We start from the raw sequence: 21,712 nt of genomic DNA on the forward strand, positions 1-21,712 counted from the left end.
GGGCGTCAGCGTTCGGTCAGCTTCAGCTCGATCCGCCGGTTCCTGGCCCGGGCGTCCGGCGTGTTGCGGTCGTCGATCGGCTGGAATTCACCAAAGCCGTTGGCCGACAGGCGGTTGGGCGGGATGTCGTAGTTGTCGATCATGTCGCGGACGACCGACAGCGCGCGTGCCTGGCTGAGTTCCCAGTTGTCGGCAAAGGCGGCGCCGGGCCGGATCCGGGTGTTGTCGGTGTGACCGTCGACCCGGATCACCCAGTCGATGCCCGGCGGGATCTCGGTCGAGAGGCTGCGCAGGATGTTGGCCACCTTCTCGATCTCCTGCCGGCCGGCGGGCGACAGATCGGCCGAGCCGACCTCGAACAGCACCTCGGAGGAAAAGACAAAGCGGTCGCCTTCGATGGTGATCCCCTCGCGGTCGCTGATGATGTCACGCAGGCGGCCAAAGAACTCGGAGCGGTATTTCTCCAGGTCCTTCTTTTCCTCCTCCAGCCGCGCCGCCCGCTCTTCCTCGAGCTTGCGCTTTTCCTCTTCGGCCTTGCGCTTTTCCTCCTCGGCGATGCGGCGGCGGCGTTCTTCCTGCGCGGCGCGGGCAATCGCGGCGTTCAACTCGGAGCCGAGGTTCTGCAGGCGGACTTCATCTGCCACGTCCTTGACCTTGGACTCGTCCAGGATCGCCTGCAGCTCGCCCAACTGGCGGCGCAGTTCGGCGACGTTGAGGTTCAGCGCCTCCACCTGCAACTCGGACCGGGTCGCGCGTTCCTGGGTCTGGGCCAGTTTCTCGCGCGCTTCGTTTAGCAGGATCTGGCGCTGCTCGACCTCGTCCAGCCGATCGGTCAGTTGCGCCTCCGCGGCCTTCTGGGCGGCAAGGGCCGCGGCAAGCCGCTCACGCGTGTCCTCGACCGAGGCCTCGGCGGCCAGCCTGGCGGCCAGAGCGGCGGCCAGCCGCTCCTCCAGCGAAAGCGAGGAATCGGCCTGTTCGGCGGCCCGGGCCTCGGCCTCGGCCAGTTGTTGGCGAAGGTCGGCGATGATGGCATCGCGGCCGGCATCCCTGTCGCGCAGGGCCTGAAGTTCGGCACTGATGCGCGCCAGCCGGGTTTCCATCAGGTCCAGCGCGGCCTGCCGTTCGGCGTCGCGGCCGTCGGCGGCGGACAGCTTGCGCGCCAGGTCGCTGTTCTCCGCCTCCAGCGCGACGATGCGCGACAGCCCCTGCGCCGCGCGCTGCTGCGCGGTGTCGAGCCGGGTCTGCAACTGGGCCAGGTCGCCGCGCAGGGTCGCCAGTTCGGCGGCTTCGGCGGTGCTGTCGTCGATCCGCGCCTGCGCTTCGGCCAGTTCCTGTTGCACGCGTGCCATTTCGGCGTCGCGTTCCAGCGACAGCGCCCGGGTCAGTTCCAGTTCGGTGGTCAGCCGCGTGTTGGCGGCGCGCAGGGCATCGACGGCGGCATCCTTCTGCGCCGCCGCGCCGCCGAGTTGGCCAAGCTGCGCGGCGAGGTCGGCGTTCTGTGTTTCCAGCTGCGCGATGCGGTCGCCACGGTCGGACACCCGTTTCAGGGCGGCGTCCAGCTGTGCCTCGATCTGGGCGAGCCGGCCTTGCAGCGTCTCCAGCCGGTCGGTCTTGTCGGCTTCGCGGGCGCGGGTTTCGGTCAGCTGGAGGTCAAGCGCATCGACCTGGTCCTGCAGCGCGGCGACAGTGCCCCGCGCTTCGCCGATCTCGCTGCGCGCAAGCGCCAGGGCGGATTCGAGGCGCTGGCCCTCGTCGCGCAACTCGGCCAGGGCCTGGGCGCGGTCCTGGGCCTGACCCTGCGCAATCGACAGCTCCGACACCAGCGTCAGGTTCCGCGTGCGCAGCGAGTCGAGCTCGGTCTTCAGCGCCTCTGCCTCGGCCAGGCGGGCCAGCGCCTGCGCCAGTTGCGCCGACAGGTCGCTGAGGCGCGAGGCGCGTGCCGTGGCCTCGGCCCTTGCGTCGGCCAGCGCGCGTTCCGCCTCTGTTCGGGCATCGGCCTCGCGGGCGCGAGCCTCTTCGGCGTCACGGGCGGCGGTCCTGGCCGCTGTCAGGTCATCGCGCAGGGCGGCCAGGCGTTCGTCGGTGTCCGCGCCCTGCGCCTGGGCGTCGGCCAGGGTTGCCTCCAGCTCGGCGATGCGGGCCAGCGCTTCGGTGATGCGGGTTTGCAGGGCGCGCGCCTCGGCTTCGCTTTCGGAGAGGGTCTGCGCCAACTCGGCATTCAGGTCGGCCTCGGTCTGGCGGGCCGTGGTCAGCGCGGCCTCCAGTTCGGTGATCCGGGCCAGCGCCGCGTCGACCTGGGTCTGCAACGACACGGCCTGTTCGGCGCCGGCGCTGCGGGCGGCGGCAAGGTCGGCGGCCAGCTGTGCGCTGCCGTCCTCGGATTGCGTCAGCGCGGCTTCGAGCTTCGCGATGCGCAACGCGGCCTCGTCAATGCGGGTCTTGAGGCGCTGCGCTTCGAGCGCGGTTTCGTCCTGCAAGTCGGCCAGCTGCGCCTGCAGCCGGGTCTGCGCGCGCCGGGCATCGGCCAGTTGGGCCTCCAGCGCGTCGATCCGCGCCTGCAACCCGTCGCTCTGCTGTTGCCCGGCCAGGAATGCCGCCGCCAGTTGGGCGTTCAGGTCCTGTTCGGCTGCGCGTGCGGCCGCGAGCAGGGTCAGCGTCTCCTCGGCGCGGGCGCGCTCCTGCTCCAGCGCCATGGTCATCGCGGTCAGTTCGGCGTCGGCCTCCTCCAGCCGCTTGCGCAGGGCGGCGGCGGCCTCGGCCTCGACCAGGCGGGCCTGTTCCTCTTCGGTCAGGGCGGTTTCGACCTCGGCCAGCCGAGCGGTCAGCGTGCCGATCTGTGCGTCGCGGTCGGCGTTGCGGGCGCGCAGGTCGGCGATCAGCACCTCGAGCGCCTCGCGCCGGCTGGCGGCAAGGCGCGCGGCCTCGGCCTGTGCGTCGATCTCGGTCCGGGCGGAGGCCAGCGCGGCGGTCAGGTCGTCCCGCTCGGCGGCCAGCGCCTCGGCCTCGGTCCGCGCGGCGTCGCGCGCCACGGTCAGGGTCTGCACCTCGTCCCGGGCCGCGTCCCGCTCCAGCAGCAGGGCGGCCACCCGGTCTTCGAACGAGGCGATGCGATCCTCGGCCAGGGCCAAGTCGGCGGCCTGCCGGTCGCGGGTGGCGGTCAGGCTGTCGATGATGTTTTGTTGTTCGGCCAGCCGCAGGTTGCGGTCCGACAGGGTTGCCTCCAGCCGCCCGACATCGTTTGTCAGGGCGGTGGTGCGCTGCTTTTCCAGCCCCAGCGCCTGCGCCAGGCGGTCCAGTTCGACGCTCAGGCTGTCCAGTTCGGTTTCCTGCCCGGTGATCGTCTCGCGCAGGACGTACTGGATGATCATGAAGATCGACAGGACGAAGGTCAGCACCAGCAGCAGGCCGGTCATCGCATCGACGAAGCCCGGCCAGATATTGGCCTGGAACCGCGCGCCGGTGCGTCGCGACAGGGGCATGGCTCAGCCCTCCCCGCGGGGCCGCACGCTGCGGGACGCCCCCAGAGACCGCGCCAGCGCCGCAAGGTCGGTGCGCAATTCGGCCATGCTTTCCTGCCGGCCGGCGCTGATTTCCTCGAGGATGCGCAGCATCTGCACGTCGATCGACCGCAGGCGCATGCGGCTTTCGGCGTCGAGCCCCTCTTCGGTCTCTTTCCCGCGGATCGCCTCGGCCAGCAGTTCCTGCCCCTCGGCGATGCGCGCCAGCGACGATGCCGAAGGCGCCGTTGCCTCGATCCGTTCGGTCAGCCGCTCGACGCTGTCGGCCAGCTGCGCTAGGCGCGTGTCGACCTCGGACCGGCTGTGTTCAGCCTCGGCGAAGAGGAATTGCAGCCGCTCCATCTGCTCGGCCATGCGGTCCAGCACGAGGCCGGCGGCGCCCAGGTCAGGCCCGGCTTCGCCGTCATGCGAAAAGCCCAGCCGGGTGATCGTGGACAGCCATTCCTCGAGCTCGCGGTAAAAGCGGTTCTGACCGTGTCCGGCGAACAGCTCCAGCAGGCCGACGATCAGCGAGCAGGCCAGGCCCAGCAGCGAACTCGCAAAGGCCACGCCCATGCCGCCCAGCTGCCCCTCCAGCCCCGACATCAGGCGCGAGAAGGTCACCGCGCCGCTTTCGCCATCTTTCGGGGCAAGGCTGCGGATGGTGTCGACCAGCGCCGGCACGGTGGTGGCCAGGCCGTAGAAGGTGCCCAGCAGGCCGAGAAAGATCAGCAGGGAGACGATGTAGCGCGTGATCTCGCGCGCCTCGTCGATCCGCTGCGCCACGGAGTCGAGGATCGACCGGGTGGAGCTGGTGGTGATCTGCATCCGCTTGTCGCGGCGCTTGCGCAGCAGCGCGGCCAGCGGCGCCAGCAGCAGTGGCGGCTGCGCCCGCACGCCCTGATCGCCCCGGGCGGCAAAGCGTTCGATCCAGCGCACCGAGACGATGAGCTGCGCGACCTGAAGGAAACAGGCCAGCACGCCGATGATGAAGACAAACCCGATGAAGCCGTTGAGGTAGGGGTTCGACTGGAACACCGGCAGGACGCTGGGCAGCGCCAGGACGCCACCAAATACCGATAGACCCAGGACGGCCAGCATCAGGAGCACCTGACGGACCGGTTGACTGAAGTGTGGCTCGGCCTCGAGGTCGGGCTGGTCCATCGGACACCTGACGCTTGTTCTGTTATATCATTCCTAAGGGTTTAGCGAGGCAGAGCCAAGAAGTTATGAACAATGCCCGGTGCATGGCCGGGAAAACCGGCGGTTTGCGCAACAGTGGCCACCCGGCAGGTCAGTTGCGCATCCCGGCGGCACCGGCGGCCGCCTTGTCGGCTCAGCAATCGGAGGTCAGCGCCTTTACCTCGCGCACCAGCCAGTGCAGGTCGGCGTCGGGCACGCCGATCTCGTCCAGGTGGGCGGCGGTGTTGTAGAGGTATTCGGTGTTGGGCCCGCGCCCGCCGTGCGCGCGGGCGATGATGCGCGCCTGTTCCTCCAGCGGAAGGTGGCAGTATTGCACGTGGTGCGGGTCGATCACGTAGGACACCGCCTGCACCCTGCGGCCGTCCCTGAGGCTGAGCGGCAAGGTCCGCTCCAGGTAGGCCGAGGAGATCAGCTCACGCTCGCGCAGGTAGGTGAGGGTTTCGTCCTCGGTTCCGGGCACCGCGCGCAGCGCCAGCCCGTCGCAGCAGGCGCCTTCCTGTTCGTCCAGCGCCAGGACAAGGCCCGGCTTTTCCTCGGTTCCGCGGTGGTGGATCGAATACATGCAGAAGCTGCGGGAATAGCCATGCAGGCGGGCCTGCACCTTTTCGGCCACCGGGAATCCCGGGTTCCACAACAGCGAAGCGTATCCGAACACCCAAAGCGTCATCATTCTGGTCCTTCCCGATGCCCCCTTGTAAACACGATCGGGCGAGGCAGAGGAAGAGAGGCGGCGGTGAAAATCTATCGCATGATGGTCTGGGTCACCCTGGCGCTGGGCCTGGGGTGGACCGGGGTCTGGATGACCTCGTCGTGGCGCCTGCACGGTGACATCGAGGGCTGGTTCGAGGCGCGCCGGGCCGAAGGCTGGGAGGCGGAGTATGCCGATCTGACCGTGCGCGGCTTTCCCAGCCGGCTGGACGCGACGCTGAGCGATGTCCGCCTGATGGACCCGGAGCGGGGCACCGGCTGGGAAGGTCCGTTCTTCCAGGTCCTCGGGCTGACCTACAAGCCCGGGCACCTGATCCTGGCCTGGCCGGACCGGCAGGTGCTGACGCTGCCGTCGGGCAAGGTCACCGTCGATGGCAGCGGGATGCGCGCCTCGGTCATCCATACCTCCGAAGGCGTCGTGCTGCGCGCGAATTTCGAGGCCGAGGAGCTGAACCTGGACATGCCTGACCGCGCCCTGGCCTTTGCCGGGTTCCGGCTGGCGCTGCTGGAGGCGCCCGGTGCGGCGCCCGAGGTCTATCGCCTGGGTCTCAGCGCGGCGGCGGTGGCGGGGCCACGCGGGCCGATGACGCCGGGCAGCGGGCAGGGCGACGGGTTGCAGCTGCAGGCCGAGGTGCTGTTCGACAAGGTCTGGCGCATCGGCGTTCTGGCCGAGGCGCGTCCGCAGCCGCGCAAGATCGACCTGCGCCGGGCCGAGTACCGGTTCGAAGGGCTGGAGTTGAACCTGGCCGGGCGGCTGGCGGTGTCGGACGGCGGGCGCGCCGATGGCGAGGTTACCGTGCGCGCGGTGAACTGGCGCGAGATGCTGCAACAGGCGCGCGCGGCGGGGCAGATCCCGGACGGGTTGGCCGATACGCTGGAGGCGGGGCTGTCGCTGGCGGCGGGGCTGAAGGGGCGGGCCGAGACGCTGGACCTGCCGCTGAGCTTTGACGCGGGGCGTCTGTCGCTGGGGGTGATCCCGCTGGGGCAGGCACCCCGGTTTGTCCTGCCCTGACGGACCTCAGCCCTGATCGGCCGGGCGCAATCCGTCGGGGCACCAGAACCGCATGTAGAGTCCGTAGCAGGTGGCGGTCATGTCGTAGCCGGACAGGTCGATGCGGGCGTAGAGATAACGGTCCTCGTAGGTCAGGTCGATGCCGGAGACGAGGAAATCCGTGCAGGCGCGCGGATCGGCGCGGCACAGCAGCAGGGCGGCGGCATCGAGCCCGGACTTGCCATCCAGCCCTTGGCTGGCGACGGCCAGTTGCACCTGGCGGCGCAATTCGTCCTGCGCCGCGTCGCGGCCGGGTTTCGTGGCAAAGGCGGCGATCAGCGCCATGGCGATCATGCCGAGGAAAAAGCGGAGCATTCGGGTATCCTGCCTTGGGTCGTTGTGGCCCCGGCATAAGCCATAATCGTGGCAGGGGGAACGGCGGTCCGGCGCTGCTTCCGGCCCCTGCGGGCCGGAATGTCGCCCCGCCCGCCGTCCCCGAAGACGCCCGCCCTGGGGGCGGACGTCCCGAGCAGCGATCAGAGCGCGATGCGGAACAGGGCGAAGCCGTTTTCGCCCTCGCCAGCGTCCTCGATGGTGACGCCCTTGACGTCGGCCAGGTGCTCGCGTGCGCGCGGCCCGGTCTCGAACAGGACGGTGGTGCCTTCCATCGGCGCGAAGGACCAGTTGGCATCGGCCGAGGGGTTGATGGTGCCCTGTTCGACGATGTAGCGCACGATCACGTCGCGGTTGGTGTCCGGCGCCTCGAAGATGATGGTGTCGCCCATCGCCCCGGGGAAGGACCCGCCGCCGCTGGCGCGGTAGTTGTTCGTCGCGATGACAAACTCCATGTCATCGGTCACCGGCGCGCCGTTGTAGGCGAGGTTGACGATGCGGCTGGCGTCAGGGTTCAGCGGCCCGCCCTTGGAGTCGTATTTCGACGGCTGCGACAGGTCGATCTGGTAAGTCACCCCGTCGATCACGTCAAAGTTGTAGGACGGGAAATCCGGGTTCAGCAGCACCGCGTCGGTGCTGCCCGGCGTGACCTGGTTGAACATCCCGGCCGAGCGTTCCAGCCAGTCCTTGACCTGCGCGCCGGTCACCTTCACCGCGCGCACGGTGTTGGGATAGAGGTAGAGGTCGGCGACGTTCTTGATCGCCACCGCGCCGGGCGCGACGTCGGTATAATATTCCGGTCCGCCGCGGCCACCCGCCTTGAAGGGCGCGGCGGCCGACAGGATCGGCAGGCCCTCGTATTCGGTGCCCTGCATCATCTGCGCGATGTACCATTTCTGCGCGATCGAGACGATCTGGACCGACGGGTCATCCGCCACCAGGGCGAAATAGGAATGCAGCGGCGCCTCGGTCTGGCCCACGGCGCGGCGGACGTAGGCCAGCGTTTCGTCGTGGTCCTTCTGGGTGGCGTCGATCACCGGCTGGTAGTCCTCGACCAGCGCGGTGTAGCTGCGGTCCTCGTTGCGTTTCGAGATCGGGCGCGCCTCGGACATGGTCGAGACCACGCGCCAGCTGTTGCCGTCGCGCTCCAGCAGCAGGTCGATCAGCCCCATGTGCGAGCCCCAGAAGCCGCCCATGACGGCGGGTTTGCCGTGGATCGTGCCCTTGTCCACGTCGACGGCGGCATAGTCCGCGTAGGTCGGCGAGGGGAACACCAGGTGCGAATGCCCGGTCATCACCGCACCGATGCCTTCGACCGCCGCCAAAGGCACCGAGGCGTTTTCCATCCCGTCGGTGTGGTCCGCCGACCCGATGCCGGAGTGCGACAGCGCGATGATGATCTCGGCGCCTTCCTCCAGCATCTGCGGCACGTAGGCCTTGGCCGTCTCGACGATGTCGCGCGCGGTAACGTTGCCCTCCAGGTGCTTGCGGTCCCAGTTCATCACCTGCGGCGGGGTGAATCCGATGATGCCGATCTTGATCGGAAAACTGTCGCCCGCGCCGTCGGTCAGCATCCGGTCGAGGATGACGTAGGGCTTGAACAGCGTCTCGTCCTCGCGCGCGGTCGCGCCCTGCGATTTCGCGATGTTGGCCAGCACCACCGGGAAGTCGGCCCCGGCCATGCTCTTCATCAGGAAGTCGAGACCATAGTTGAACTCGTGGTTGCCGATGGTGGCGGCGTCGAAACCCAGCGTGTTCATGGCGGTGACGATGGGGTGCATGTCGCCGTCCTTCATGCCGCGTTCGTAGGCGATGTAATCGCCCATCGGGTTGCCCTGGAGAAAGTCGCCGTTGTCCACCAGCAGCGTGTTGGTGGCCTCGGCGCGGATGCCATCGACGATCGAGGCGGTGCGCGACAGGCCCACGGTGTCCACCGGCTTGTCGGCGTAGTAGTCATAGGGATGGACGTGCACGTGGATGTCCGTCGTCTCCATGATGCGCAGGTGGGCCTGGTTGGCGGCGGCGCGGGCGGAATAGGGATGCAGTGTGATCAAGGCGGCTCCGGCCGTTGTGACTGCAAGGAACTGGCGGCGTGACAGGTTGCTTTTGACAAGGTTTGGCATGGAATCCCCCTAAGACCAGTGGTGGCGCGTAGCCTGACGCCAAGTGTACACAGGCTTGTGTCGCAGCGGCATTTTTTCTGCTGTCGGGGCGTGCGGCCCTTGCGACAGCCGCGTTTCCCGGCTGTTTTGGGGTTTGCCATTCGCCGGGATCGTGGGCAAAGCATGCACAACGGCTGACAGGAGGGGCAGGGGCCATGCGGCATGCGGAAGAGGTGACATTCGGGGGGTCGGGGCTGGACCGGGCGGCGGAGTTGCGCGGCGACGTCCCCGCGCTGGCGGCGGCCATGCAGGACCCGGCGGCGCGCACGGTGCTGATCTGGCGTGGCAAGCCTTTGGTTTCGGGGGAAGGGGTTCTGGACCTCATGCGCCTGCCGCTGAACCATCCGCTGCTGGCCGAGGCGGGCGGGCCGCCGCTGCTGTTGGGGCGCGAGAACGGGGCGGCGGTCTTTTCGCACGACATTTCCGGCTGGACGCCGGCGGATTTCGACGCGGCGCAGGCGGCGTCTTTCCTCGATCCCAGCGAATACAGCCATCCCGCCTGCCCGGAGGGCGGCTTTGCCGAGCTGCGCAAGATCATGACGCGCCTGACGCCGCGCGATGCCGAGCTGGCCTCGACCGCCAAGGCGCTGCACGGCTGGCACGCCACGCACGGGTTTTGCGCCCGCTGCGGCGCCGAGTCCGACCTGCACCAGGCGGGTTGGCAGCGCATCTGCCCCGCCTGCGGCGGGCACCATTTCCCGCGCACCGACCCGGTGGTCATCATGCTGATCACGCGTGGCAACCGCTGCCTGCTGGGCCGGTCGGCGAACTGGCCCGAAGGGATGTATTCCTGCCTCGCCGGTTTTGTCGAGCCGGGCGAGACGATCGAGGCGGCGGTGCGCCGCGAGGTCTGGGAAGAGGCGGGCGTCCGCGTCGGCCGCGTGCGCTACCTGGCCAGCCAGCCCTGGGCCTTTCCGGCCTCGCTGATGTTCGGCTGCCAGGGCGAGGCGCTGACCGACGAGATCAGGATCGACCCGGCCGAGCTGGAGGATGCGGTCTGGGTGACGCGCGAGGACCTGGCCGAGGCCGCGGCGGGGCTGCGTCAGGGCCTGTTGCCGGCCCGGAAAGGCGCTATTGCGCATTTCATGCTGCGCAACTGGATGGCGGACCGGCTGGACTGACCTGCCTGTTGCGCTAGAGTGCGCCGCAACAACACCTCGAAAAGGCGAGAGCAGGCAGATGGAACTTAGTGCACGCGAAGACATCGAGGCCCCGCAGGAGCGGGTCTTTGCCGCCATGGCGGATTTCGACCTGATCGAACGGCAGGCGATGCGGCGCGGGGCCGAGGTGGCCCGCGTGGCCGAGGGTCCCGGCGCGGGCATGGCCTGGAAGGTGAGTTTCCGCTTTCGCGGCCGCCTGCGTGAGGCCGACATCACCCTGACCGAGTTCGACCGCCCGGACCGCATGGTCTTTCACAGCCGCACCGGCGGGCTGGAGGTCGATTTCACGCTGGACGTGGTCGCCCTGTCGCCGAACCGGACCCGGATCAACGTGACCTCCGTCCTGGTGCCCAAGACCCTGTCGGCGCGTCTGCTGGTGCAGTCGCTCAAGCTGGCCAAGGGCGGGATGGACAAGCGGTTCCGCAAGCGGATGGCCGACCTGGCCGCCGGGCTCGAGGCGCGCCTGCGCAGCGGCGCCTGACCCATTGCGGCCCGCGCGGGCGGCGCTAGGTTGTGCCGTAGTGTGATCTGGAGGACCGCCCGATGAAATCGCTGATTGCAGCGCTGGTTTTTCTTGCGACGCCGCTGGCGGCGCATGAGTTCTGGATCGAACCGCAGGCCTTCGACTACGCCGAGGGCGCGCCCATCGTCGCCGACATCCTGGTCGGCAGCGAGCTGAAGGGCGCGAAATACAGCTACAACGAGCTGAACTTCACCCGCTTCGATCTGGTCACGGGTGACGGGGTCGAGACGGTCAAGGGCCGCGCCGGTGATCGCCCGGCGCTGAACATGGTGCCTTCGGGCACCGGCCTTGTCACCATCGTGCATGTGACGCGCGACTACAGCCTGATCTACCGCGAGTGGGAGCTGTTCGTGAACTTCTGCACGCACAAGGATTTCACTTGGGCGATCGACCGGCACCTGGAGCGCGGCTTGGGCCAGGAGCGGGTGCAGGAACGCTATTCGCGCCATGCCAAGAGCCTTGTCGCCGTGGGTGACGGTGCGGGCGCGGACCGCGAGGTGGGGCTGCTGACCGAGATCGTGGCGCTGGCCAACCCCTACACCGACGACCTCTCCGGCGGCTTGCCGGTGCAGGTGCTCTACCAGGGCACGCCGCGCGCCGACGTGCAGGTCGAACTGTTTGAGCGCAACGCGGCGGGCGAGGTGGCCATTCGCCTCTACCGCACCGATGCCGAGGGGCGCGCGGTGGTCGATGTGAGCCCCGGCAACTTCTACCTCGTGGACGCGGTGGTCATGCTGGAACGTGAAGTCATGGCCGAGACCGATCCGGCCTGGGAAAGCCTCTGGGCCTCGCTGACCTTCGCGGTGCCTCGGTGAGTGATCTTCTCGCATCGCTGCGGGCGCTGCTGGGCGATGCCGGCCTGCGGACGGGCGACGACATGGCCGCCTGGTCGCACGACTGGACCGGGGGCTATGCCTGGACGCCCTTGTGCGTGGCGCGGCCCCGGTCGACGGCCGAGGTTTCGGAGGTCGTCAGGCTGGCCGCTGCTACGGGCGTGGCGGTGGTGCCGGTGTCGGGCAACACCGGCGTGTCGGGCGGGACCTATGCCGAGGGCGCGGTGATGCTGTCGCTCGACCGGATGAACCGGGTCGAGCAGATCCGCCCCGAGGCGCGGCTGGCCGTGGTGCAGGCCGGGGTGATCCTGAGCGACCTGCATGCCGCTGCCGCCGACAAGGGGCTGAGTTTCCCGATGACCTTTGGGGCGCGGGGATCGGCGCGCATTGGCGGGCTGCTGGCGACGAACGCGGGCGGGTCGAACGTGCTGCGCCATGGCAACACGCGCGACCTGGTGCTGGGGCTGGAGGCGGTGCTGGCGGACGGGCGCGTGGTGAACCTGATGTCGGAACTGCACAAGAACAACACCGGCTACGACCTGCGGCATCTGCTGATCGGCTCCGAGGGGACGCTGGGCATCATCACCCGCGCGGTGCTGAAACTGGTGCCCGCCCCCGGCGCGCGGGCCACCGCGATGGTGGCCGTGCCCTTCGTGTCGGCGGCGCTGGGGGTGCTGAACCGGTTGCAGGATGTCACCGGCGGCGCGGTCGAGGCGTTTGAATACATGCCCGCCAGCTACCTCGCGCTTTATGACCGGCTGCATCCCGACACGCGCCCGCCCTTCGATGCCGAGCATGAGGTGAACATCCTCGTGGAACTGGCCGCCACGGCGGCGCGTGATGTTGCGCCGGGGCCCGACGGGCAGGTGCCGCTGGCCGGCTACCTGGAGCAGGTGCTGGGCGAGATGCTGGAAGAGGGCGCCGTGCTGGATGCGGTTGTCGCCCGGAACGAGGCGCAACGCGCCGAGATGTGGGCGCGCCGCGAGGCGGCAGCCGAGGTGACCTATTCCCGCCGCCCGGTGATGGGCTGCGACGTGGCGGTGCCACTGGACAAGGTGCAGGAGTTTCTCGAACGGGCCGATGCCGTGGTCGCCCGGATGGACCCGGACGGCCGCCTGGCGGTTGTCGCCCACCTGGGCGATGGCAACGTGCACTACTGCGTGCAGATGGGTCACGATTCCGCAGGGCACAGGCAGGCCCTGATGGAGGCGGTCGAGGACGTGGTGGTCGCGCTGGGCGGGTCGTTCTCGGCCGAGCATGGGGTCGGGCTGGTCAAGCGGCCCTCCATGGCGCGGCGCAAGGACCCGGTGGCGCTGGACATGATGCGGGCGATCAAGCGGGCGCTCGATCCGGACAACATCCTGAACCCCGGCAAGGTGGTGCCGGACTGAGCGGCGCGCCTGCGGCGCACAGGGTATCTCGGGTCCCGCCTCCGGCAGGACCCTCGGGCCGCCTGTGGCGATGTGGTGCGGCCTGCCGGGCCGGTCGCCTCAGGCGTCGCGCCGGGCGATCCAGTCGTGATCGGGGTGGTTGCGAAAGCGCCATTTGCGCAGCGGGCCGGCCATGACGTTGAGGTAATAGAGATCATAGCCATAGGGCGCGCCGCAGGGGTGGTGGCCTTTCGGGACCAGCGTCACGTCATGGTCGGACACCGACATGGTCACGTCCAGCGTTCCGTCCTCGGTGAAGACCCGCTGGTGCGCGTAGCCCTGCGCCGGGTTCAGCCGGTGGTAATAGGTCTCTTCGAGGTAGGTCATGTTCGGGAAATCGTCCTCGTCATGCCGGTGCGGCGGGTAGGAGGACCAGTTTCCGGACGGGGTGTAGACCTCGGTCACCAATAGCGCGGAGGCGACGTCGCGGTCCTCCATGGCGATGTTGTGGATGTGCCGGGTGTTGGCGCCCTTGCCACGGGTCACGAGGCCGATCCCCTCGGGGCCGAGTTGCGCGGCCGGGTAGTCTGCGCTGGCCGGCGCGGTGCAGACCGCCAGCGTGCAGTCGGTGGTGGCGGTGACGGTCCAGTCGCTGCCGCGGGGAATGTAGACCGCGTGCGGCGGGATGCGGTCAAAGACGCTCATCCGGTCGCCCAATTCGCCGAAGTCATGACCGGTGCAGCTGACATGGGCCTTGCCCTCGACCAGCACCAGGATGGCCTCCAGAGCGCCGGTCCGGCCTTCGGCATGGCCGTCCGGGCCGAGCCGCCAGAGCTGGAAGCCGACGTGGTTCCAGTCCGGGCTTTCCGAGGTGCGGGCGTTTTCGATGGTCACGTCGTGAACCTTGCCGGAGGTGCCGGAGGGTTTGCGCAGAAGCTGGGTCATGGCTCTTTCCTTTCGTCGCGGGGCATCGCCGGTCAGGGCCGGCGGCGCCTGTCCTGGGCGTCGAGCGCCGCGTTGAAGGCCTGCGCCGTGAAGCCTTCGGACAGGGCGCGGTGGAACAGCGCCGCCTGGGTTTCCGGAGCGAGGCCGCCCAGTGGCGGGTCGCTGTCGAGATTGGTGGGGAAGGCATAGCCTTCGGCGGTCGCGGCGATGGCAGCGGCGGTTTCGGCATCGTCCATCAGGTCTGCGGCGCGCAGGTCCTGCAGGACGGGATAGAGCGCGCGGCACATGGCGCTGCGGTCGATCGATTCCATCGCGCGGCCCAGCGCCGAGGAGACCTGCAACAGGTTGGCCATGCGCTGGATGTCGGGGCTGCGGTTCTCGCCCGCCGCGTGGAACAGCGCGGGGTTGAAGAACACCGCTTCGCCCTTGGCCAGCGGCAGCTGGATGCTATGCGCTTCGAAGTGGTCGCGGAAATCGTCGCGCCGATAGGCCATGTAGCCGGGGCGGTAGAGTTGCGAGAAGGGCAAGAGCTTGGTCGGGCCGCTTTCGACCGGCATGTCGCAATGCGCGACGGCGCCTTGCAGGGTCATCACCGCCGACAGGTCATGCGCATGCGCCGGGAAGCGCGCGGCCACTTCGGCGGTCTGAAAACCGAGGTGATAGTCGCGGTGCGCGGTCTGCGCCTGCCCGCCGGGGCGGACCAGGTTGACCTGCGCGGTCACCTGGTAGAACGGGCCGAGCCAGGCCTCGCAGACCGCGGCGATGGCCGGGTTGCCGTAGTAGAGGGCAAAGGCCCGCGGGTCTTCGAGGCAGTGCTTTTGCAGCGCGTTCCAGATGCGGGCATTGGCGCCGGCCTTGGCGAAATGGTCCCCGGCGCCAACTCCGGCGGCCTTTTCCCGGTCGATGATGCGGTCAAAGAGCGCGGTGGCCGTGTCGATGGGCGCGGTGTCGGCATAGGCCGTCTTCAGCACAAGCACACCGGCCGACAGGCCCAGAACATGGCCCCATTCGGCCAGCAGCGCCCGGCGCTGCACCGGGTCGCCCAGCACGGCCTGGAGGGCGGGCACGTCGTAGACCGGCACGTTGTGCTCGACCGCCGCGGCGAACCGCAGGTCCGACAGGCGCAGCGTCTGGCCGGTCAGCCGGGCGAACTCGGCCAGGTCGCAGGAGGCCACATCGAAATACACCGCGTCCTTCATGACGGGTCCTCCTTGTCCTTCAGCTTCTGGCGGATGCCTTCCTCGTCGAAGGCGATGAAGAACTGGTGGGCGCACCAGATGCCGGGGGCGGCGAAGAGGATCGCCCAGAAGACATTGCCGCCGCTGAGTTCGACGACCGCCCAGCCGAGGCAGGCCGCCACGGTCACGATCCGCCGCCAGAGCGGCAGGAAGAACGGGTGCTGGACGTCGAAGGCGTCTTTCATCCGCGCTCAGCCCTCGACCGTCAGGCCAGCCTGCGCGCAGACCGACAGGATGTGCTGGTAGCCTTTCTTCGAGTACTCGTAGGGCGGGGCCTTGGCCGGGTCCTGCTCGGCCTCGACCACGATCCAGCCGTTGTAGTCCATCGCCTTGAGTTTCTGCGCCACGGCGAGGAAGTCGATGCAGCCGTCACCGGGCACGGTGAAGGCCCCCGCGATCACCGCGTCGAGAAAGCTGCGGTCGTTCGCGCGCACGTCCGTGACGATCTCGGGGCGGATGTCCTTGAAGTGGACGTGGCGCACACGGTGCGACCAGCGGTCCAGCGTCGCCATCACGTCGCCACCGCCGAACAGCAGGTGCCCGGTGTCAAAGCACAAGCTGACCTCGGGGGAAGCGCCCTCCATCAGCCAGTTCACATCGTCCTCATCCTCGATGATCGAGCCCATGTGGTGATGGTAGGCCATCGGCATCCCCCGGTCGGCCATCCACCTGGCCAGTTCCGACAGCTTGGCGGCATAGGCGGTGACTTCGTCGCGGCTCAGCTTGGGGCGGTTGTTCACGGGGGTGCCGATCTGGCCCTGCACGGTGTTCGAGCATTCGGCGTAGACGATGCAGGGGCTGTTCAGCGCGATGAACTGGTCGACCTGCTGGCGCACGGCTTCGATCTCTTGTGCCACGTCGTTGACCAGCAGGTTGCCGGAACACCAGCCGCCGCAGAGCGCGATGTCGTAATTCTCGAGGTAGGCGCGCAGCCCCTCGGTGTCATGCGGCATGCGCTGGCCGCGCTCGACGCCGGTATAGCCGATCTCGCGGCTTTCCTGCAGCGCCTGCTCCATCGTGTAGGCGGCGGTGAGGTCCGGCAGGTCGTCGTTCTGCCAGGCGATGGGGGAAATGCCGATCTTGACGCTCATGGTCTCTTGCTTTCGTTGCGCGCGCCGGGGTTGGGCGGCGGTTGGTCGTTTGGGTCGGGGGCGGGCCGGGGTATCCGGCCGGCCGTATCTGCTCAGGTCCGGGCCTTGAGCGCGGCCTCGTAGGCCTTGCGTTTCGCGGTCACCTCGGCGCGCTCGGACACCTCGGGCACCGCCACCTCCCACCAGCAGCCGCCGTGCGGCGTGCTGGGGTAGGGGTCGGTGTCGATGACCACGACAAAGGGGCCGTCGGCCTGCTTGGCGCGGGCCAGCGCGTCCTCCAGTTCGGCGATCGAGGTGACATGCACCGCCGCAGCCCCCATCGAGGCCGCGTGGGCGGCAAAGTCGATGTTCGACGGGGTCTTGTGTACCGCATGGTCCAGCAGGTTGTTGAACTCGGCCCCGCCGGTGCCCATTTGAAGCCGGTTGATGCAGCCGAAACCGCGGTTGTCGGTGATGACAAGCGTGAACTTGATCCCCATCATGACGGCGGTGGCCAGTTCGGAGTTGGCCATCATGTAGGTGCCGTCGCCGGCAAAGCAGACCACGTCGCGGTCCGGCTGGGCCATCTTGATGCCCATGGCGCCGGCGATCTCGTAGCCCATGCAGCTGAAACCGTATTCCATGTGGTAGGCGCCGGGGCGCGGGGCCTTCCACAGCTTGTGCAGCTCACCCGGCATGGTGCCGGCGGCGCACATCACCACGGTGTCGGGGCCGGAGGCGCGCTGCACCGCGCCGATCACCTGCATGTCGGTCGGCAGGGCGTTGCCGTCCCTGGGCGCGTCGGTCAGCGGGTCGACCTTGGCGAACCAGTCGGCCTTGAGGCCCTCGGGGGCATCCTCGGCCCGGTAGGACGACAGTTCCAGCGCCAGTTCGGTCAGCCCGGTCCTTGCGTCCGATTGCAGCGGCAGCGCGCCGTGTTTCACCGCGTCGTAGGCGTTGACGTTCAGGCTGACCAGCGTCGCCTTGGGGAAGACCGACCACGACCCGGTGGTGAAATCCTGGAACCGCGTGCCGACGCCCAGCACCAGGTCGGCCTCGGCACAGAGGGCATTGGCCGAACCCGCGCCGGTGACGCCGACCGGCCCCAGGTTCAGCGGGTGATCCCAGGCGAGCGCGGACTTGCCGGCCTGCGTCTCGACCACGGGGATGTTGTGCGCCTCGGCAAAGCTTTGCAGGTCGTGGCAGGCGTCCGAGTAGTGCACGCCGCCCCCGGCGACGATGACCGGGCGTTTCGCCGCGCGGATCTTTTCCACCACGCGGTGCAATTCGTGGTGATCGGGGCGGATGCGGCGCATGTACCAGGTGCGCGGCGCGAAGAACTGTGCGGGGTAGTCATGCGCCTCGGCCTGCACGTCCTGGCAAAAGGCCAGCGTGACCGGGCCGCATTGCGCCGGGTCGGTCAATGTCGCCAAGGCGCGGGGCAGGGCGGTCAGCAGCTGTTCCGGCCGGGTGATCCGGTCAAAGTAGCGCGACACGGGGCGGAAACAGTCGTTGGCGGACACCGTGCCGTCGCCGAAATCCTCGACCTGCTGCAACACCGGGTCCGGGCCGCGATGGGCAAAGACATCGCCGGGCACCAGCAGTACGGGCAGGCGGTTGACATGCGCCAGGGCGGCGGCGGTGACCATGTTTGTCGCGCCCGGCCCGATGGAAGAGGTGACCATCATCGCCCGCTTGCGCTGCGACTGCTTGGCATAGGCGATGGCGGCGTGCGCCATGGTCTGCTCGTTGTGGCCCCGGTAGGTGGGCAGGGTGTCGCGCACGCCGTACAGCGCCTCGCCCAGGCCGGCGACGTTGCCGTGGCCAAAGATCGCCCAGCAGCCCGCGAGGAACCTTTCGCCGTCCTCGTTCATCTGCGCCGAGAGATAGCGCACCATCGCCTGCGCGGCGGTCAGTCGGATCGTGGTCATTTGGTGTCCCCGCTGGTCAGTCGTTCAAAGGAAATGGCAAGCGCGCCGGTCAGTGAATTGGCGACGGTGCTGGTTTCACGTGCGCGGTCGAACACATCCTGGCAGGCGGCGGCGTCGGGTCCGTCCAGCCGCGCTGCGATCCTGGCGCGGACGATCCGCATCGGGGTTCCGGCCAGCTCGACCTCGGCCTTGACAGTAACGACGCGCACCGCCGCCGACCGTTCGGCGGCGACATAATGCAGGTCGTTCCAGAAGCAGCCGCCCAGCGCCGAGGCCAGCAGTTCGGCGCCGTTCAGCCCCAGGCCCGTGCCGCCGACCTTGCCCTGCGGCCGGTCGGCGATCACGGCGTGCCCGGTTTCCGTGTGGCCCAGCCCGGCACCGGTGCCCGAGACCGGGGAAAAGGTGACGCCGACGTGTCTGCTCATTCCGAAATCCTCCGTGCGATATCCCAGTAGCCGCAGAGACGTGCATAGGTGTCCCGCATTTGTTCGACGGCTTCGCCATCGGTGATCCCGCCGGTCATCCAGACCCGGGCCGCATCGCCAAAGATCGTCCGGCCGACGGCAAAGCCCTTGACCAGCGGGTATTTCGCGGCGACCGCAAAACTGGCCCTGAGCGCGTCCTCGGCGGCGGCGAGGCCCAGCACCACGATCCCGCGTGTGTGGGGGTCATTCTCCTCGATGGCCTGGACGGTTGCGGTCCAGGCGGCATCGCTCTGCATCGGCTCCAGCTTCCACCAGTCGGGGGTCACGCCGATGTCGTAGAAGCGGCGGATGACCTGCGCGGTGGTGTCGTCGTCCACGGGTCCGACCTTGGACGGGATCACCTCCAGCAGGAATTCCAGCCGGTTGCGTCGCGCGGCGTGGAACAGCCGCAGGACGGTTTCCTCCTGGTGCGCCCAGGTGGCCGCGTCGTCGTCCGGGTGGGCAAAGCACAGCACCTTTACCACGTGTTCCAGCGGCCATTCGTTCAGCCCGCCGAAATCCGGCCCGATCTCAGGCTCCAGCATCAGCGGGCGCGAGCCGGGCCATTCCACCGGGCGGCCGATCCAGAGACCGCGCCCGGCGGCCTGATACAGCGCATCGCGCCCCAGGCGGGAATCGCACAGCAGGCCATAGCCGGGCCGCCCGTCCGCCACCTGCGCGCAGGCCTCCAGGCACAGCGTCTTGAACTGGCCGATCTTCGCCGGGGTCGCGCCGTCAAGCTCTTCCAACTGCATCCGGTGGTCAAAGGCAAAGACCCGCATGGTGGACCAGTCACCCTTGCGGTTGGTCGCCCAGTGGACCTGTTCCAGCTCGGTATCTTTGCGCAGCGCCTTTTCCCTGACTCCGCGTTTCAGGAAGAATTGCAGCTCCGTCCAGGACGGGTAGGCCGGGGTGCAGCCGTGCCGCGACACGGCAAAGGCGCCGCAGGCATTGGCGTAGGTCAGCGCGGTGGGCCAGTCCTGCCCGGTCAGCCAGCCCTTGAGCAGCCCCGACATGAAACCATCGCCCGCGCCCAGCACGTTGAACACCTCGATCGGAAAGCCCGGACCGCTCTGGCCCTCGTCCAGCGTGTCGGGGATGTCGCCGGTGAAGGCGACCGCGCCCATCGGCCCCCGCTTGCACACCAGCGTCGCGGCGGACACCGCGCGCACGGCGCGCAGCGCCTGGATCGTGTCCGTGGTGCCGCTGGCGATGTGAAACTCTTCCTCGGTGCCGACGATCAGGTCGAACAGGTGCAGCGTGGCCTGCAACTTGGCCGTGACCTTGTCCGAGGCGATAAAGCGTTCCTCGCCCGCGCCGTGCCCGGCCAGGCCCCAGAGATTGGGCCGGTAGTCGATGTCGAGCCCGGTCAACATGCCGTTTTCGCGGGCGATACTCAGCGCCTTGAGCACCGCCGCCTCGGTCCGGGGGTGCGACAGGTGCGTGCCGGTGGCCACGACCGCGCGCGCCTGGGTGATGAAGGCCGGGTCGATGTCGTCCTCGCACAGCGCCATGTCGGCGCAATTCTCGCGGTAGAAAATCAGCGGAAACTGCGACTGGTCGCGGATGCCCAGCAGCACCAGCGCGGTCAGGCGCTCGGGGTCGGTGACGATGCCGCGCGTGTCGACGCCTTCCTTGCGCAGTTCCTCGATGATGAAGCGGCCCATGTGCTCGTCGCCGACGCGGGTGATCAGCGCCGATTTCAGCCCCAGCCGGGCGGTGCCCGCCGCGATGTTGGTGGGGGATCCGCCGATGTACTTGTTGAAGCTCGCCATGTCCTCGAGCCGCCCGCCGACCTGCGCGCCGTAGAGGTCGACCGACGACCTGCCAATGGTGATCACATCCAGGGTCTTGCCCATGCCGTCAAACCTTTCCGGAACGTCGAGAAACGCGCCTTCCTCCCCGGTGGGGCGCGTGGTGGCGCAAACCTGTGGCGGGAGAGGGGCGGCGGTCAATTCCCCGCCACTTGCTTCCTTTCATTCGTGAAAGATTTTGAGAGGGTGGGCAAGTCATGTCCTGAGCTCTTTGAGAGGAAACACCATCGGTCGGCGGACTCACACCGACTCCGGCAGGTAGAGGTCGGGCCGCAGAAAGTGCTGTCCCGGGGTCGGTGGGGACTGTAGCCGCGTCGCTTCGACCATCAGCGCGACGGTGTCGGTACACAGCTTCTCCAGCGGGGTGGCGATCGCCATCTCGGCATAGCGGTCGGCCAGGGCGGCGCGGGATTCGGGGATCAGCTCGTGCAGGATCATCGCCACCTGCCCGGGCGCGCGCACCTCGCGCAGCGCGGCGATAGCCCCCTCCATCCCGCCGCCGGCGCAGTAGAGGCCGCGCAGGTCGGGATGGCGTTGCAGCAGTTCCAGCGTCGTTTCGTAGGTCAGTTGCCGCGTCTCGAGGTTCACCATGGTGTCGAGCACGGCGAAGTCCGGCCCGTATTCGCGGAAATAGCTGCGAAAGCCGGTTTCGCGCAGTTCGTGCCCGTGCCAGCGGTAGCCGCCGACAAAGACCGCCAGCTTGCCCGGACGCGCCACCGCCTTCAGCATCATGTGCGCCGCGATCCGCCCGGCCTTCATGTTGTTGAGGCCGATATAGCTTTGCCGGACGCCCTGCGCGTAATCGTTCAGCATGGCAAAGCAGGGAATGCCGCGCGCCTGCAACTGGCTCACCGTGTCGGTGATCTGCACGTGGTTGACCGCCGAGGCGGCGATGGCGTCGCTGTCGCGGGCCAGGTCCAGCATCAGCCCGGCGATGTCGCCGGGGCTTTGCGAGGGGGCGAATTCCACACGCATTCGGCCGCGGATGCCGGGTGCGCGCGCCACCGCCGCCTCCATCGCGCGGGCCACGTCCTGCCAGAACGGTTGCCGGGCCTTGGGAAAGACAAAGCCGAACCGCACCTCGGGCAGGTCCGCGAACATGCGCTGCCCGATCAGCGCGGCGGCATGGTAGCCGATGCGCTGCGCCGCCTCGTAGACACGCCGCGCGGTTTCCTCGCGCACCTTGGCGCGGCCGTTCAGGACGCGGTCCACCGTGGCAACACTGACCCCGGATTCGCGGGCCAAGTCGGTGATCGTCGGACGTTTGGCCATGAGGGAACCTGCAAGTCTGAGAGAAGGCTTTGCCTCACATTGCGGGAAAATGAGAGGATTCCAATCCTTCCGGTGACGAATCCTTGTGGTTTTCCGGCAGGTTTGGCTAGGGATCGCGATGACATTGGGGGAGGACGC

At 68.5% G+C, this 21,712-nt stretch carries 18 protein-coding genes; 5 read left to right on the forward strand and 13 right to left on the reverse strand.

All coding sequences use genetic code 11. The annotated features are described in order from the left end of the window. Positions 1–5 precede the first annotated feature (5 nt). The 3 genes from MAA8898_RS06940 to MAA8898_RS06950 all read right to left on the reverse strand — a co-directional run bounded on the left by MAA8898_RS06940 (position 6) and on the right by MAA8898_RS06950 (position 5,367). Complete coding sequence (locus MAA8898_RS06940) at positions 6–3,479, reverse strand: peptidoglycan -binding protein (RefSeq protein ID WP_094020264.1); 3,474 nt, start codon at positions 3,477–3,479, stop codon at positions 6–8. Between the two features lie 3 nt (positions 3,480–3,482). Further along, positions 3,483–4,661 carry a biopolymer transporter ExbB gene (locus tag MAA8898_RS06945; RefSeq protein WP_094020265.1) on the reverse strand — a complete coding sequence of 393 codons (1,179 nt, stop codon included), beginning with the start codon at positions 4,659–4,661 and terminating at the stop codon, positions 3,483–3,485. Between the two features lie 172 nt (positions 4,662–4,833). Beyond that, entirely contained in the window at positions 4,834–5,367 is a 534-nt protein-coding gene (locus MAA8898_RS06950; RefSeq protein WP_094020447.1) for a gamma-glutamylcyclotransferase, read from the reverse strand. Positions 5,368–5,433: 66 nt separating this feature from the next. On the opposite strand from MAA8898_RS06950, the gene MAA8898_RS06955 reads away from it, so the two are divergent. Beyond that, positions 5,434–6,420 (forward strand): DUF2125 domain-containing protein, encoded by a 987-nt coding sequence (locus MAA8898_RS06955; protein WP_176445088.1) that lies wholly within the window; start codon positions 5,434–5,436, stop codon positions 6,418–6,420. A gap of 6 nt (positions 6,421–6,426) precedes the next feature. Here the strand turns inward: MAA8898_RS06955 and MAA8898_RS06960 are convergent, their stop codons facing one another. Continuing rightward, a complete protein-coding gene (locus MAA8898_RS06960) occupies positions 6,427–6,774 on the reverse strand; it encodes a hypothetical protein (protein WP_094020267.1) in 348 nt (115 codons plus the stop codon). 161 nt (positions 6,775–6,935) lie between these two features. Further along, positions 6,936–8,915 (reverse strand): bifunctional 2',3'-cyclic-nucleotide 2'-phosphodiesterase/3'-nucleotidase, encoded by a 1,980-nt coding sequence (locus MAA8898_RS06965; protein ID WP_094020268.1) that lies wholly within the window; start codon positions 8,913–8,915, stop codon positions 6,936–6,938. Positions 8,916–9,109: 194 nt separating this feature from the next. Here MAA8898_RS06965 and nudC point away from each other — a divergent pair, with 194 nt between their 5' ends. The 4 genes from nudC (at position 9,110) to MAA8898_RS06985 (ending at position 12,861) form a co-directional block, all read left to right on the forward strand. Next, positions 9,110–10,075, forward strand: a complete 966-nt coding sequence (gene nudC, locus MAA8898_RS06970; protein WP_094020269.1) for an NAD(+) diphosphatase — start codon at positions 9,110–9,112, stop codon at positions 10,073–10,075. A gap of 58 nt (positions 10,076–10,133) precedes the next feature. Beyond that, positions 10,134–10,595, forward strand: coding sequence for an SRPBCC family protein (locus tag MAA8898_RS06975; RefSeq protein WP_094020270.1), 462 nt, complete (start codon positions 10,134–10,136; stop codon positions 10,593–10,595). Between the two features lie 62 nt (positions 10,596–10,657). Then, entirely contained in the window at positions 10,658–11,452 is a 795-nt protein-coding gene (locus tag MAA8898_RS06980) for a DUF4198 domain-containing protein (RefSeq protein WP_094020271.1), read from the forward strand. After that, positions 11,449–12,861: an FAD-binding oxidoreductase gene (locus MAA8898_RS06985; protein ID WP_306456391.1), complete on the forward strand. Its 1,413-nt coding sequence runs from the start codon at positions 11,449–11,451 to the stop codon at positions 12,859–12,861. The genes MAA8898_RS06980 and MAA8898_RS06985 overlap by 4 nt, the downstream gene beginning before the upstream one ends. A gap of 99 nt (positions 12,862–12,960) precedes the next feature. Here MAA8898_RS06985 and iolB read toward each other — a convergent pair whose 3' ends face one another. From iolB to MAA8898_RS07025, 8 genes are all read right to left on the reverse strand, one after another. Then, complete coding sequence (iolB, locus tag MAA8898_RS06990; protein ID WP_094020272.1) at positions 12,961–13,785, reverse strand: 5-deoxy-glucuronate isomerase; 825 nt, start codon at positions 13,783–13,785, stop codon at positions 12,961–12,963. Positions 13,786–13,817: 32 nt separating this feature from the next. Next, on the reverse strand, positions 13,818–14,984 hold the full coding sequence (locus MAA8898_RS06995; RefSeq protein WP_094020273.1) for a phytanoyl-CoA dioxygenase family protein: 1,167 nt from the start codon (positions 14,982–14,984) through the stop codon (positions 13,818–13,820). Further along, positions 14,981–15,208, reverse strand: a complete 228-nt coding sequence (locus MAA8898_RS07000; RefSeq protein WP_094020274.1) for a hypothetical protein — start codon at positions 15,206–15,208, stop codon at positions 14,981–14,983. The genes MAA8898_RS06995 and MAA8898_RS07000 overlap by 4 nt, the downstream gene beginning before the upstream one ends. A 6-nt stretch (positions 15,209–15,214) precedes the next feature. Further along, positions 15,215–16,114 carry a myo-inosose-2 dehydratase gene (gene iolE, locus MAA8898_RS07005; RefSeq protein WP_094020275.1) on the reverse strand — a complete coding sequence of 300 codons (900 nt, stop codon included), beginning with the start codon at positions 16,112–16,114 and terminating at the stop codon, positions 15,215–15,217. 92 nt (positions 16,115–16,206) lie between these two features. Beyond that, positions 16,207–18,024, reverse strand: coding sequence for a 3D-(3,5/4)-trihydroxycyclohexane-1,2-dione acylhydrolase (decyclizing) (iolD, locus tag MAA8898_RS07010; protein ID WP_094020276.1), 1,818 nt, complete (start codon positions 18,022–18,024; stop codon positions 16,207–16,209). After that, the gene (locus tag MAA8898_RS07015) at positions 18,021–18,449 is read right to left on the reverse strand and encodes an OsmC family protein (RefSeq protein ID WP_094020277.1); all 429 of its coding nucleotides are present in this window, start codon (positions 18,447–18,449) and stop codon (positions 18,021–18,023) included. Before MAA8898_RS07015 ends, iolD begins: the two co-directional genes overlap by 4 nt. After that, positions 18,446–20,347, reverse strand: a complete 1,902-nt coding sequence (locus MAA8898_RS07020; protein WP_094020278.1) for a bifunctional 5-dehydro-2-deoxygluconokinase/5-dehydro-2-deoxyphosphogluconate aldolase — start codon at positions 20,345–20,347, stop codon at positions 18,446–18,448. Before MAA8898_RS07020 ends, MAA8898_RS07015 begins: the two co-directional genes overlap by 4 nt. Before the next feature lie 195 nt (positions 20,348–20,542). Then, positions 20,543–21,574: a LacI family DNA-binding transcriptional regulator gene (locus tag MAA8898_RS07025; RefSeq protein ID WP_094020279.1), complete on the reverse strand. Its 1,032-nt coding sequence runs from the start codon at positions 21,572–21,574 to the stop codon at positions 20,543–20,545. Positions 21,575–21,712 lie beyond the last annotated feature (138 nt).

The organism is Antarctobacter aquimaris (assembly GCF_900184945.1).
In the GTDB taxonomy this organism is placed as follows: domain Bacteria; phylum Pseudomonadota; class Alphaproteobacteria; order Rhodobacterales; family Rhodobacteraceae; genus Maliponia; species Maliponia aquimaris.